The 12,407-nt window shown below is 20.6% G+C and carries 13 protein-coding genes and 4 tRNA genes; 7 read left to right on the top strand and 10 right to left on the bottom strand.

The window, feature by feature from the left end; translation table 11 throughout:
* Positions 1-13 precede the first annotated feature (13 nt).
* From AB4W60_RS01875 to AB4W60_RS01860, 4 genes are all read left to right on the top strand, one after another.
* Positions 14-95, top strand: a tRNA-Leu gene (locus AB4W60_RS01875).
* Positions 96-129: 34 nt separating this feature from the next.
* Positions 130-201, top strand: a tRNA-Gln gene (locus AB4W60_RS01870).
* Positions 202-367: 166 nt separating this feature from the next.
* Entirely contained in the window at positions 368-1,030 is a 663-nt protein-coding gene (rpiA, locus tag AB4W60_RS01865; protein ID WP_367676056.1) for a ribose-5-phosphate isomerase RpiA, read from the top strand.
* A 36-nt stretch (positions 1,031-1,066) separates the two neighbouring features.
* Positions 1,067-1,654 carry a 5-formyltetrahydrofolate cyclo-ligase gene (locus AB4W60_RS01860; RefSeq protein WP_367676055.1) on the top strand — a complete coding sequence of 196 codons (588 nt, stop codon included), beginning with the start codon at positions 1,067-1,069 and terminating at the stop codon, positions 1,652-1,654.
* A gap of 4 nt (positions 1,655-1,658) precedes the next feature.
* Here AB4W60_RS01860 and AB4W60_RS01855 read toward each other — a convergent pair whose 3' ends face one another.
* The 7 genes from AB4W60_RS01855 to alaS form a co-directional block, all read right to left on the bottom strand.
* A complete protein-coding gene (locus AB4W60_RS01855) occupies positions 1,659-2,396 on the bottom strand; it encodes a 16S rRNA (uracil(1498)-N(3))-methyltransferase (protein ID WP_367676054.1) in 738 nt (245 codons plus the stop codon).
* Between the two features lie 12 nt (positions 2,397-2,408).
* Positions 2,409-3,080 carry an endonuclease gene (locus AB4W60_RS01850; protein WP_367676329.1) on the bottom strand — a complete coding sequence of 224 codons (672 nt, stop codon included), beginning with the start codon at positions 3,078-3,080 and terminating at the stop codon, positions 2,409-2,411.
* 333 nt (positions 3,081-3,413) lie between these two features.
* Positions 3,414-4,940: a glutamate--cysteine ligase gene (gene gshA, locus AB4W60_RS01845; RefSeq protein WP_343188494.1), complete on the bottom strand. Its 1,527-nt coding sequence runs from the start codon at positions 4,938-4,940 to the stop codon at positions 3,414-3,416.
* A gap of 129 nt (positions 4,941-5,069) precedes the next feature.
* Positions 5,070-5,143: transfer RNA gene (locus AB4W60_RS01840), tRNA-Arg, on the bottom strand.
* Between the two features lie 39 nt (positions 5,144-5,182).
* Positions 5,183-5,272, bottom strand: a tRNA-Ser gene (locus AB4W60_RS01835).
* An 80-nt stretch (positions 5,273-5,352) separates the two neighbouring features.
* Positions 5,353-5,532, bottom strand: coding sequence for a carbon storage regulator CsrA (gene csrA / locus AB4W60_RS01830; RefSeq protein WP_343182915.1), 180 nt, complete (start codon positions 5,530-5,532; stop codon positions 5,353-5,355).
* An 83-nt stretch (positions 5,533-5,615) separates the two neighbouring features.
* Positions 5,616-8,228, bottom strand: coding sequence for an alanine--tRNA ligase (gene alaS, locus AB4W60_RS01825; RefSeq protein WP_367676053.1), 2,613 nt, complete (start codon positions 8,226-8,228; stop codon positions 5,616-5,618).
* A 167-nt stretch (positions 8,229-8,395) separates the two neighbouring features.
* On the opposite strand from alaS, the gene AB4W60_RS01820 reads away from it, so the two are divergent.
* From AB4W60_RS01820 to fis, 3 genes are all read left to right on the top strand, one after another.
* The gene (locus tag AB4W60_RS01820) at positions 8,396-8,620 is read left to right on the top strand and encodes a S4 domain-containing protein (protein ID WP_367676052.1); all 225 of its coding nucleotides are present in this window, start codon (positions 8,396-8,398) and stop codon (positions 8,618-8,620) included.
* A complete protein-coding gene (locus AB4W60_RS01815) occupies positions 8,572-9,345 on the top strand; it encodes an RluA family pseudouridine synthase (RefSeq protein WP_367676328.1) in 774 nt (257 codons plus the stop codon). Before AB4W60_RS01820 ends, AB4W60_RS01815 begins: the two co-directional genes overlap by 49 nt.
* 159 nt (positions 9,346-9,504) lie before the next feature.
* Complete coding sequence (gene fis, locus AB4W60_RS01810) at positions 9,505-9,804, top strand: DNA-binding transcriptional regulator Fis (protein WP_343188492.1); 300 nt, start codon at positions 9,505-9,507, stop codon at positions 9,802-9,804.
* Between the two features lie 58 nt (positions 9,805-9,862).
* Here the strand turns inward: fis and accC are convergent, their stop codons facing one another.
* Genes accC through aroQ form a run of 3 tightly spaced genes read right to left on the bottom strand, consistent with a single transcriptional unit; the run spans position 9,863 to position 12,147 of the window.
* Positions 9,863-11,224, bottom strand: coding sequence for an acetyl-CoA carboxylase biotin carboxylase subunit (accC, locus tag AB4W60_RS01805; protein ID WP_367676327.1), 1,362 nt, complete (start codon positions 11,222-11,224; stop codon positions 9,863-9,865).
* A 14-nt stretch (positions 11,225-11,238) separates the two neighbouring features.
* Entirely contained in the window at positions 11,239-11,679 is a 441-nt protein-coding gene (accB, locus tag AB4W60_RS01800; protein WP_367676051.1) for an acetyl-CoA carboxylase biotin carboxyl carrier protein, read from the bottom strand.
* 24 nt (positions 11,680-11,703) lie between these two features.
* A complete protein-coding gene (gene aroQ, locus AB4W60_RS01795; protein WP_343188490.1) occupies positions 11,704-12,147 on the bottom strand; it encodes a type II 3-dehydroquinate dehydratase in 444 nt (147 codons plus the stop codon).
* Between the last annotated feature and the right edge of the window lie 260 nt (positions 12,148-12,407).

The raw sequence follows: 12,407 nt of genomic DNA, 5'->3' as shown, positions 1-12,407 counted from the left end.
TACAATCTTTTTTGCGGGAGTGGCGAAATTGGCAGACGCACCAGATTTAGGTTCTGGCACCGAAAGGTTTACGAGTTCAAGTCTCGTCTCCCGTAAAAATGTAAAATGTTATTTATTATTATTTTTTTTTGGGGTATAGCCAAGAGGATAAGGCACCGGTTTTTGATACCGGCATCCCTGGTTCGAATCCAGGTACCCCAGAGTTGCAATAAATTGCATCAGTTATTTTTATATAATTAAGTTTATTTTTCCCCTCATTTAAATTTTATAAAATATACATAAAAAATATTTATTTGTTAAAGATTTTTATCTTGTAATACTTTGACTTCAATTATACCAATTTTTTTATTATATAATGAGTTTTATTATGAATCAGGATCAGTTAAAAAAATCTGTAGGTTATGCAGTTATTGATTTTATTCCTCCTGGATCTATTATAGGAATAGGAACTGGCACTACAATAATTAACTTTATAACACACGCTTTAAAATCAATAAAACATATTATAAAAGGTACAGTTTCTAGTTCAGTTATTTCTACTACATATTTAAAACGGGAAGGTATCAAAGTATTTGATTTAAATCAAATTAGTTCTTTAGTATTATATATAGATAGTGCGGATGAAATTAATTCTAATTTAGAAATGATTAAAGGTGGAGGAGGAGCTCTTACTAAAGAAAAAATAATTTCTAATTTTGCTAATAAATTTATTTGTATAGTTGATGAATCTAAAAAAGTAGAATATTTAGGAAAATTTCCTGTACCGATAGAAATTATTCCTTTATCTTATAATTATATATCTAAAGAAATAATAAAATTAGGAGGAATACCTGTTCTTAGACAAAATATAGTTACAGAAAATAATAATATTATTATTGATGTTCATAATTTAGATATTTCAAATCCTTTAAATATGGAAAATTTTATTAATTCATTACCTGGTGTTGTAACCGTTGGTATATTTGCTAATCGAACAGCGGATATTGCTCTAATAGGTACAAATAGTGGTATAAAAACCATGAGAAAATAATCAATTAATAAAAATATTAAAATAGTATTAATCAATATGTTTATTAAAGATAAATCATCCAAAAATATAAGAAATTATATTAGACATCTAAGAAATAATATAACTAAAAAACAGAGAATTTTTTTTAGTAAAGAAATATCTAATCATATTTTTAGTTACGGAATAGTAAAATCAAATTTTAATGTTGGTATTTTTTTATCTTTTGACGGTGAAATTGATACTTTTAATTTAATTAAAAATTTATTATCAAATAGTAACAATGTTTACGTTCCTAAAATATCTTCTTTTAAAGAAAAAAAAATTATCTTTGTGCGTTATTATAGTAATGCTAAATTATTAATAAATAAATTTAATATAAAAGAACCTTTTTATGAAAGAAATGCTTCTATAGATATTTTTCAGCTCAAAATTATTTTTGTTCCATTGGTTGCTTTTAATAAAAAAGGTAATAGATTAGGTTTCGGTCAAGGATTTTATGACCGATTATTATATAATTATAACTTATATAATATTATACCTATTGGTTTAGCTTATGATTTTCAATTAGTTGATAATTTTCCGGTTTATGATTGGGATATTCGTTTACCTTATGTTTTAACTCCTAGTAAACTATGGATTTTTTAAAATTTTAAATATCTCCATATTTGAATTGTAAAATACTAATAGCTGTAATTGAAGCAGTTTCGGTTCTTAATATTCTTGGCCCTAACAAAATATCATAAAATTTATTTTTTTTTAATAATTCTATTTCTATACTACTAAAACCATGTTCTGATCCTATTAATAATCTTATATTTTTTATATGTTTTTTTGGTAGTTTTTTAATACTTATAGAACTATAAGGGTTAAAAAATATTTTTAGTGATTTAGTTTGTTCTATACACCACTTTTTTAATTCAGTTATGTTATTAATTTTCGGTAATATATTTCTTTGACATTGGCAGCATGCAGATTCAGCTATTTTTTTCCATCGTGTTATTTTTTTTTCATATACATCATTTTTGTATTTTTTATAACATTTTTCTGAAATTAATGGAGTAATAGTTTTTACTCCTAATTCTACAGATTTTTGTATAGTAAAATCCATATTTTGTTTTTTAGATATAACTTGTCCTAAATGTAATTGTAAGAAAGATTCTTTTTTTGTTTCTATTATTTTTATTATTTTCATATGTATATTGTTTTTTTTTAAATTTATAATTTTTGCATGATACACATATTTACTATTATTAAATATTTCTATTAAGTCGTTATGTTTGATTCTTACTACTTTATTTAAATAATGTACTTGTTTTATATTATTTATTACGATTTTTTTATTAATCTTTATGTTATTATTTTTTAAATATATTCTATAAATTTTCATTTTAATAAAAAATTATTTGCATTGATTTGTTATATAAAAATTATAATTTCCTTGATATTTTGAAATTAAATTATTTCTTTTACACTCCCATAAACTAACTTTATATTTTTTATTCCATATGCTCATAATATACGATTGTTTATCTGATAATTTAATTTTATATTTATCTCTCATGTAAAAATAAGTTCTAGCTATAGCTCCTCTAGCTATTTCTGGAGGTTCTATAATCTTATTTTTGAAATCAATTTTCACGCTACATTTTCCATACTGATTTACCAATTTTTTATTTCTTATTAATTCGAATAAAAAATTAGACCTATCTCCATTAATTTCTCCTATAGCAGGTCTTAAATTATGCAAATCTGTTTCTATTTTTTGATATCCTGAATCTTTATCGCATTGACTACGTCCTCCTATTTTCCAGCAAATTCTTTTATTTCCAAATTGTGATGCTGGAACTACATGTTCCCATTCAATTCTATTTGCTCTCACTTTATTTTTTCGTATTTTATATCCACATGAATTTAAATCTGGTATTCCTTTTTTATTATTCCATATAATTTTACAACCACAATAAAAAGTTCCAGGAGCTTTTTTTTCTATTTTACTTGCTAAAATTTTTGCTTGATAAAAATTTTTTTTATTTTTTTTTAATTCAAATGCTGAAACAGATGATATAGACATTATAATAATTAATATAACTAGTTTTATATACATTATTTAATCAATTTTATTAATAAATTATTTTAATATAATAATATAGTTATTAATAAAATTCACTGATTATGTATAGTATACAACTAAATAATATTTTTATATTAAAGTTTAATTGTATAAATATATTTTATTTTCTTAGTTAATTTGTATGAAATTTTATTTTTTAATGTATTAAATCAATATATTTGTATATTGATTTATGTAGTTTAATTTAAATTTAGATATAATTTTATTGTATAAAAATATTTTTATGCAATTAATTTAAATAAATTTCTATTTATAATAAATTTGTTTTTTTAATTAATTGATTTTTTCTTGATTTTCTATTTCTTTTTTTAGTTTATTTGAATATTTTATTTCTTTTATAAAATCTTCATATTTTAAAATTTTCATTGATTTATTTTTAAATTTATTAAAATATTTTTCTGCTAACATTAAACCGCTTTCTTTCATTCCATATTTTAGATTTTTTTTGAGAGTAATATTAGAGTAAGTTAATTCTGGATATTTAATTAATTCATATACATTATTGCAAGATTTTGTATAAGATTTATTTTTTGATTTGTCATCTAATATTTCTGCTATTTCATATAGATCTTTTATTATGTGATTCATAACATTTTTTAAATAAATTGTTTTATTTTTTTTAAATTTTATAATTTGTTTAGGTTTTCTACCTTCTAATATAATACGATTCCAATTTTCATTCGAAATATTTAGTTCTGTTTGATTCATTTTTTTGGAACTTCCTATCATACACCATATGATAAATATTTCTAAAAAATGCATCTGTATTTTATTTATTCCTATAGAAGAAAAAGGATTTACATCTAATGATCTTATTTCTATATATTCTATACCTTTATTCAGTAATTCTTTATAATGTATTTGATTAGGTTTAATATTTACTTTAGGTCTAATTTGTGTATAAAGTTCATTTTCCATTTGTAATATATTACAATTTAGTTGTTTTTTTATTTTATTTTTACAAACATCAAATTTTTTGAATTTTTTTATAGGTGTATTTAGAGCTAATTTTAGTTGTTTTATATAATAATTAATAGAATTAAAATTAATTTTTATTTCTTTTTGCAATTTATTGTTATAACCAATTTCACTTAATCTTAAAGATGTAGCCCAAGGAAGGTACAAAACTTCTTTTTTATTTTTTATGAATTTTATATTAGTTTTATTTTTTTTTAGAAATGAAGAGCATATAGCAGGAGATGCTCCAAATAAATATGGTATTATCCAACCAAATCTATAATAATTTCTAATTAATTTCATATAACTATTAGATATGTTATGTTGGTTTTTTTTTAATCCTTTATACTCAAACCAATATTTCCAAAATTTTTTTGGAAAAGAAAAATTATAATGTATTCCTGACATGATATTCATATAAACACCATATCTATTTTTTAAACCTTCTCTATATATTTTTTTTATTTTAGCTATATTAGATGTTCCATAGTTTGCAATTTCAATTTTATTTTGATTTTTAATAAATCCAGGCATACTAAAAGGCCACATATATTCTTTAATCAAATTATTAGACACATAATTATGAATATCTTGCAGGAAAAATATTGTTTTATTTATATTATCATATGCAGGAGTAATAAATTCCATTAAACTTTCAGAAAAATCTGTAGTAATCCATTTATTAGTTAATGAAGATCCCATTTTTTTAGGGTGATTTTTAGGTGATATATTTCCATTATATTCAATTCTTAATGTTTCTCTTTCTATACCTTTTTTAATTCCTTTTAATATTTTATTATTTTTTTGTAACCAGTTTAGCTCTTTTGAAATATTAGATAACATTTTGTATGTTTTTTGCCTTATAATCTTAGTTTTCAAATTATATTAATATATATAATTTTTTAAAAAAAATGATTATGTAAACATAATTATTATATTTTATTTATAATTAAATACTTAATTTTTTTATATTGCATCCGGGAGGATTCGAACCTCCGACCTTTCGGTTCGTAGCCGAATACTCTATCCATCTGAGCTACGGATGCTAAGTATATATTTTATATTTTAAATTTTTATTTAATTTATGGTGAGAGAGGGATTCGAACCCTCGATGCATTTATTAGTTACATACTCTCTTAGCAGGAGAGCGCCTTAATCCTCTCGGCCATCTCACCTTTTATATTAAAATAAATTTTTATAATTTTTATATTACTTTTTTTACAAAATAAGTCAATTTTTTTTTTAAAATATATATTTATTTATTATTTATTTTTTCAGATTTAATTCTTTTATATATTTCTTCCCTGTGAACTGAAATTTTTTTGGGCGCATTTACTCCTATGCGAACTTGATTTCCTTTTACTCCTAATACAGTTACTGTAACTTCATCACCTATCATAAGAGTCTCACCAACTCTACGAGTTAGAATAAGCATTCTATTTTACTCCTTAAAAAAATACAAAGATTCATTCTTATTTAATGCTTATAAAACATATATTAATATATAAAGTAGTCAATTTATATATTTTGATTTATCCATAATTTTAAATTATTTATTGCTTTTTCTATATAATTTAAATTAATATTTCCTCCTATAGCTATATTTTTTCCTCCTCCTCCTTTTCCATTTGTTTTTTTAAGTATAATTTTTATTATATCTTTTGCTTGTATTTTTTTTGTAATGCAATTACTGATTGATATTATAATAAAATTTTTTTCATTTTTTTTATTAATTATTACAATAATTACAGGTTTTATTTTATTTTTGATTTTATCTATTAATTTAAATATTAGTTTATTTTCTATATTATCTAAAATATAAAAAATAAATTTAATATCTTTTATTTTTATAAAATTTTTAATTATTTTTTTGTATGTTATTTCAATTTCTTTAATTTTATATGAAGCAACTTGCTTTTCTAAATTTATTTTATCATAAATTAAATTTTGAATTTTTGATTTTATTTGATTATTATTTGTGCCAAGAATTGAATTAATATGTTTTATTTCTATATTTTGTTCATGTATTTTATCTAAAGCTATTTGTCCAGTAACTGCTTCTATTCTTCTAGTATTTGCTGAATTACTAACACATGATATTATTTTAAATAATCCAATATTACCAGTATTTTTTGTATGTGTTCCACCGCATAATTCATTTGAAAATTTATTTATAGATAAAACTCTTACGATTGATTTATATGTTTTGTTTTCTAATTTAGATATATTTTTTTTGCAAGCATCTTCAAATTTCATATTAAAAGTTTTAATTTCATGATTTTTTCTAATGTGATAATTAACTAAATTTTCTATTTGATGTATTAGATGTATTTTTATATTTTTTTTGTATGTAAAATCTAATCTTAAATATTTGTCATTTATCCAAGATCCTTTTTGTTCTATTTCAGATTCCAAAATTTTTTTTAAAGCAGCATTTAATAAATGTGTTGCGGTATGATTTATTTCTATTTTATTTCTTCTTTCCTGATTTAATATGATATCTGCAGAATCATTTATATTTATACTTCCTTGTTTTAATTCTCCAATATGAGCTATTGATAATCCATATTTAATAGTATTTTTTACTTTAAATAATCCTGTACTTGTTTTTATATATCCTGTGTCTCCTTTTTGACCACTAGATTCAGGAAAAAAACATGTTTCTTGTAATATAATAATTGTTTCATCATTTTTATTTATTTGTTTTAATAAATTGTTATTGACAATTATAAAAATAATTTTGGATGTTATTTGGTGTTTTTCAAATCCTTTAAATTTAGATATTGAATTTATTGGTAGTATGGAGGTATTATATTTTTTATCAAAATTATTATTATTTCTAGCTAATGTTTTTTGTTTTTCCATACATTTTCTAAATCCATTAATATCTAGTTTGATTTGTTTTGTATTGCATATATCTGACATTAATTCTATAGGTATTCCAAATGTATCATACAAATAAAATATTTTTTTCCCTGAAATGATTTTTTGTTTATCATTTAGATGTTGATTTAATAATTTTTTTCCTTTTTTTAATAGAATTAAAAATTTTTTTTCTTCTTCTTTTATTATTTTTTTTATTTTATTTTTTTTATTTTTAATTTCATTTGCAAAGAATCCCATTGTTTTAATTAATACAGGAATTAATTTATGTAAAAAAATTATTTTAATACCAATTTTACTTCCATGTAATACTGATCTTCTAATAAGTTTTCTAAGAGTATATCCTCTACCTTCATTTGATGGAGTTATATCTTCTATTATCATAAAAGATATAGATCTTATATGATCTGCTATAATATATATAGATTTTTTATTTATTATTTTTTTGTCAGCTAAACTAATTATATGATTAATTAATTCTATAAAAATATCTATTTTAAAATTAGAATTTACTTTTTGTAATACTGCAGAAATTCTTTCTAATCCCATTCCTGTATCAATATATGATTTTCTTAAAGGTTTAATATTATCATGAGAAATTTTATTAAATTGCATAAATACTATATTCCAAACTTCGATAAAATCTTCTTTATTTTTTTTAAAACATGTATTTTTTGTATTATTATTATAATAAATTTCTGTACATGGTCCGCAAGGTCCGTCTTTTCCCATTTGCCAAAAATTATCTGAGCAGTATTTATTTTTTTTGTTGTCTCCTATTTTTATTAAATTATTTTTATTTATTCCTATGTCATTTAACCATATTTTATAAGTTTCTTTGTCTGTTTTGTATATCGTAATTATAAAATTTTCTTTTGGTAAATTAAACCATTTTTTACTTGTTAGTAATTCCCAAGCATAATTAATTGCTTCTTTTTTAAAATAATCATTAAAACTAAAATTTCCTAGCATTTCAAAAAATGTATGATGTTTGTTACTATTTCCTACATTTTCAATATCATTGTGCTTTCCTCCTGTTCTTAAACATTTTTGCGTAGTTACAATTCTGGGATATTTTGCTTTTTCACTTCCTAAAAAAATATTTTTAAATTGATTCATACCTGCATTTGTAAATAATAACGTGTTATCATTTTTAGGTATTAGTGAACTGCTTTCTAAAATTTTATGATCTTTATTATAAAAAAATTCCAGAAACATTTTACGTATTTCATTTGTGGTTTTTATCATATATATTTTTTTGTGATATAAAATATTTACTTAAATTATTATAGATCTTTATATATTAAACTATTGTAATGTAATCTTGAATATTTTGTTATAATTTTAATTTATATTTATTTTCTAATATATTTTAATTAATTATATATTTATATAACTATTTTAAGGATTATTTTATGTTTAAAGAATATCATTTAAGTTCATTTGTTTTTAATTCTGAATTATTTGGAAAAAGATTAGACTATGTTTTAGTTTATTTGTTTAAAAATTATTCTCGTTCTTTTTTTAAAAAAGTCATTTTAAAAAATCAAGTTTATGTAAATAATATTATTGTAAACGTTCCTAAAAAAAAATTTTTAATGGAGACAAAATTTATGTTAAAATTGTTCAGAGTAATCTAAATGAGTTAATACCTCAAAATATAAATTTAGATATAATATATGAAGATAAAGATATAATAGTTATTAATAAACCATGTAATTTAGTTGTTCATCCAGGAGCTGGTAATTTAAATGGAACTGTTTTAAATGCATTACTTTATCGTGATTATAAAATGATAAATATTCCTAGAGTTGGTATAGTACATCGTTTAGATAAAAATACTTCAGGTTTAATGGTTATTGCAAAAAATATTATTTCATATAATATTTTAATAAATTATTTTAAATTACATAAAGTTAAAAGGTATTATAAGTCTATAGTATATGGTAATGTTAGCTCTAATATAAAAATTAATTATCCTATAGCTAGACATAAAATTTATAGAACAAAAATGAGTGTTAATAATAAAGGTAAAGAGTCAATTACTAACTGTAAAGTCATTAGTTATTTTAAAAATTTTTCTTTTTTATTTATTTCTTTAGGAACAGGTAGAACTCATCAGATTCGTGTTCACTTATCACATATTAATCATCCTATTGTAGGGGATAAATTATATATTAATAACCACCATAAAATGATATATAAAAAAAATTTTTTTAATAAAAAAATTAATGAATTTCATCGCCAGGCATTACATGCGTTTATGTTAGAATTATATCATCCTATTACTAAAAAGAAAATGAAATGGAGAATTTCTTTGCCTTATGATATGATTTCACTAATTAAATTAATTAAACATGTTTAAATTTGATTTTTTAATTTTTTAGTTAGTATAAAGATAATTATTTTCTTGTTTTATTTTTTATTTTTTATTTATTATAAATAATTTCTAGTTTTAATTCTTTAAATAATAAATGTTGTATAATTAAGATATCTTTACTAAATATAAAGAGAATATGAAATCATGTTTTTAAATAATATAAATTCTAATTTTGTAGTTTTAGTTCCTACTATAAATATAAACAATAAAATTGTGGAAAAACCTTTACGTAATGTTATTAGTATAGCTTTAAAAAATTTTTTTTCTAATTTAAATCATTCTAATTTAAAGAATATTTATAATTATTTTTTGAATGAAGTAGAACAACCTTTATTAGATGTTATTATGCAACATACTAGAGGTAATCAAACTAAAGCTGCTTCTTTAATGGGTATTAATAGAGGTACATTACGTAAAAAATTAAAGAAATATGGAATGAATTAAAATAAATATATTTTGACTAAATATTATAAAACTGCACTTCAAATAATTTTAGTAAATCTTAGAAGTGCATGTTTTGATTTTTTATATTTTCTACTATGTCTTTTATAAATTTAGAATTAATTTTACCTTTAATAAATTTTTTGTTATTTAATATTTTTTTTTGTAATTTTATATTTGTTTCTATACCGCTAATAATAGTTTCTGTTAAAGCATTTTGCATTTTTTTGATTGCAATATATCTATTTTCACCTAATGATATAACTTTAGCTATCATTGAGTCATAGTAATGAGTTATTGGATATCCGTTGTAAATATGTGATTCCCATCGAATTCCGAAACCACTAGGAATATGTAATTCTTCTATTTTACCAGTACTAGGAAGTAATGTTTTAATATTTTCTGCATTTATTCTACATTCTATAGAGTGACCTTTTGTTTTTATTTGATTTTGTTTAATTGATAGTATTTTTCCAAATGATATATTTATTTGCTCTTTAATTAAATCTATTCCTGTAACCATTTCTGTAATTGCATGTTCAACTTGAATTCTAGTATTCATTTCTATAAAGAAAAATTTTTTGTTTTTGTATAAAAATTCAAAAGTTCCTACTCCTTTATATTTTATTTTTATACAAACATTTATGCATATTTTACTTATATTATCAATGATATTTTTATTAATACCTATAGCAGGAGCTTCTTCTAAAATTTTACGATTATTTAATTGGATTGAACAGTCTCTATTAGATATGTATACTGCATTACCTTTTCCATCTGCTAATATTTGTATTTCAATATGACGTGCATCATTTAAATATTTTTCCATAAATATTGTTTTGTCATTAAATGATAAATTAGATTCTTTTTTTACTAAAATTATATTCTCTTTTAATTTGTATTTATTTTTTACAATTCTTATTCCTCTACCTCCTCCTCCTTTTGAAGCTTTTAATATAATTGGATAACCAATTTCTTCAGCATATTTATAATTTTTTTTCATGTTTATACTTATTTTTTTATTTGAACCAGGTATACATGGAATTTTGTAACTTTTCATTATCTTTATAGCAGATATTTTGTCTCCCATTTTTTTCATTGTATCTGCTTTTGGACCTATAAATATAAAACCTGATTTTTCTACTTGTTCTGCAAAATTTGCATTTTCTGCTAGAAAGCCATAACCTGGATGAATAGCTGTAGATCCGGTAATCTCAGCTGCTGAAATAATTGATGGAATATTTAAATAACTTTTTGATATTTCAGGAGGTCCTATACATACTGTTTCATCTGCTAATAACACATGTTTTAAATTTTTATCTATTGTAGAATGTACTGCAACTGTTTTTATGCCCATTTCTTTGCAACTTCTTAAGATACGTAGTGCTATTTCCCCTCTATTAGCAATTAGAATTTTTTTCAGATTAATTCTCCCTTTTATTCTATAATAATTAATGGTTGATCAAATTCTACTGATTGTCCATTTTTTACTAAAATTTTTTTAATTATGCCTGATTTTTCTGATCTTACATGATTTACTACTTTCATAGCTTCAATAATGTAAATTATATCTCCTTTATTAATTCTTTGATTTATTGATATAAATGGTTTGGAATCTTTATGTGAATTATAATAAAAAGTACCTACCATTGGTGATTTTATTATTGTTTTTTTTTCCTTGTTTTTTTTGTTATTTCTTATTCTTTTATTTAAATTATTTTTTTTATATATTTGTATTTTTTCTGAATTTTTTGTGTTTTTATGCATATAAATGCTTTTTTTAATTTTTACTACTTCTGATCCATTAGAAATTTTAATTTCACTAATACATGATTGTTCTATTAATTTAATTAGCTTACTTATTTTTTTTATATCCATATTGAAACCTAAAATACTATTATTCTATTTTAACAATTCTGCAGATGCTTTTAAAGCTAATAAATAACTATTAATTCCAAAACCGCATATTATTCCATCTGCTATATCAGAAATATATGAATTTTTCCTAAATTCTTCTCTTTTATATATATTAGATATATGTACTTCTATAAATTTTATATTCACTGATAATAATGCATCTCTTAGAGATATACTAGTATGTGATAAACCAGCCGGATTTATAATTATGAAATTTATATAATTCATACATTTATGTATTTCATCTATTAAAATATGCTCTGCATTAGATTGTATATGAAATAATTTTATATTTAGTTTTTTTGCTTCTTTTGTAGTAATTTTTATTAATTCTTCAATTGTAAAATTACCATAAATATTTTTTTCTCTTATACCTAACAAATTTAAATTTGGACCATTTAATATTAAAACATTATTTTTTTTTTTCATCTGTTTTTAAAAATCCTATACACTGTTTATGATAAAATAATAACTAAAATAAATATTAAATACTATTTTTCAAATAATACTATATTGTATTAATATATCAATAATTAATATTAAAGAATTTTTGTTTTTTTAATTATTATTTTTGGAATATATAAATATTAAATAATAATTTTTTAAACTATTTTGATAATTATTATTTTTTAAAATCTTAAATAAATTATTAAATAATATTTTATATAATCCAATTATTTTATTTTTAT

Source organism: Buchnera aphidicola (Neophyllaphis podocarpi) (genome assembly GCF_964059055.1).
Lineage (GTDB): Bacteria > Pseudomonadota > Gammaproteobacteria > Enterobacterales > Enterobacteriaceae > Buchnera_M > Buchnera_M aphidicola_A.
This window is presented reverse-complemented; position numbering and strand designations above follow the sequence as displayed.

Bases quoted from the DNA above. Each gene is read 5' to 3' on its own strand.
- alaS (WP_367676053.1), bottom strand. From the start codon at position 8,228: ATGATAAAAACCACAAATGAAATACGTAAAATGTTTCTGGAATTTTTT.
- rpiA (WP_367676056.1), top strand. From the start codon at position 368: ATGAATCAGGATCAGTTAAAAAAATCTGTAGGTTATGCAGTTATTGAT.
- gshA (WP_343188494.1), bottom strand. From the start codon at position 4,940: ATGTTATCTAATATTTCAAAAGAGCTAAACTGGTTACAAAAAAATAAT.
- AB4W60_RS01860 (WP_367676055.1), top strand. From the start codon at position 1,067: ATGTTTATTAAAGATAAATCATCCAAAAATATAAGAAATTATATTAGA.
- AB4W60_RS01850 (WP_367676329.1), bottom strand. From the start codon at position 3,080: ATGTCTATATCATCTGTTTCAGCATTTGAATTAAAAAAAAATAAAAAA.
- AB4W60_RS01855 (WP_367676054.1), bottom strand. From the start codon at position 2,396: ATGAAAATTTATAGAATATATTTAAAAAATAATAACATAAAGATTAAT.
- fis (WP_343188492.1), top strand. From the start codon at position 9,505: ATGTTTTTAAATAATATAAATTCTAATTTTGTAGTTTTAGTTCCTACT.
- accB (WP_367676051.1), bottom strand. From the start codon at position 11,679: ATGGATATAAAAAAAATAAGTAAGCTAATTAAATTAATAGAACAATCA.
- aroQ (WP_343188490.1), bottom strand. From the start codon at position 12,147: ATGAAAAAAAAAAATAATGTTTTAATATTAAATGGTCCAAATTTAAAT.
- AB4W60_RS01820 (WP_367676052.1), top strand. From the start codon at position 8,396: ATGTTTAAAGAATATCATTTAAGTTCATTTGTTTTTAATTCTGAATTA.
- csrA (WP_343182915.1), bottom strand. From the start codon at position 5,532: ATGCTTATTCTAACTCGTAGAGTTGGTGAGACTCTTATGATAGGTGAT.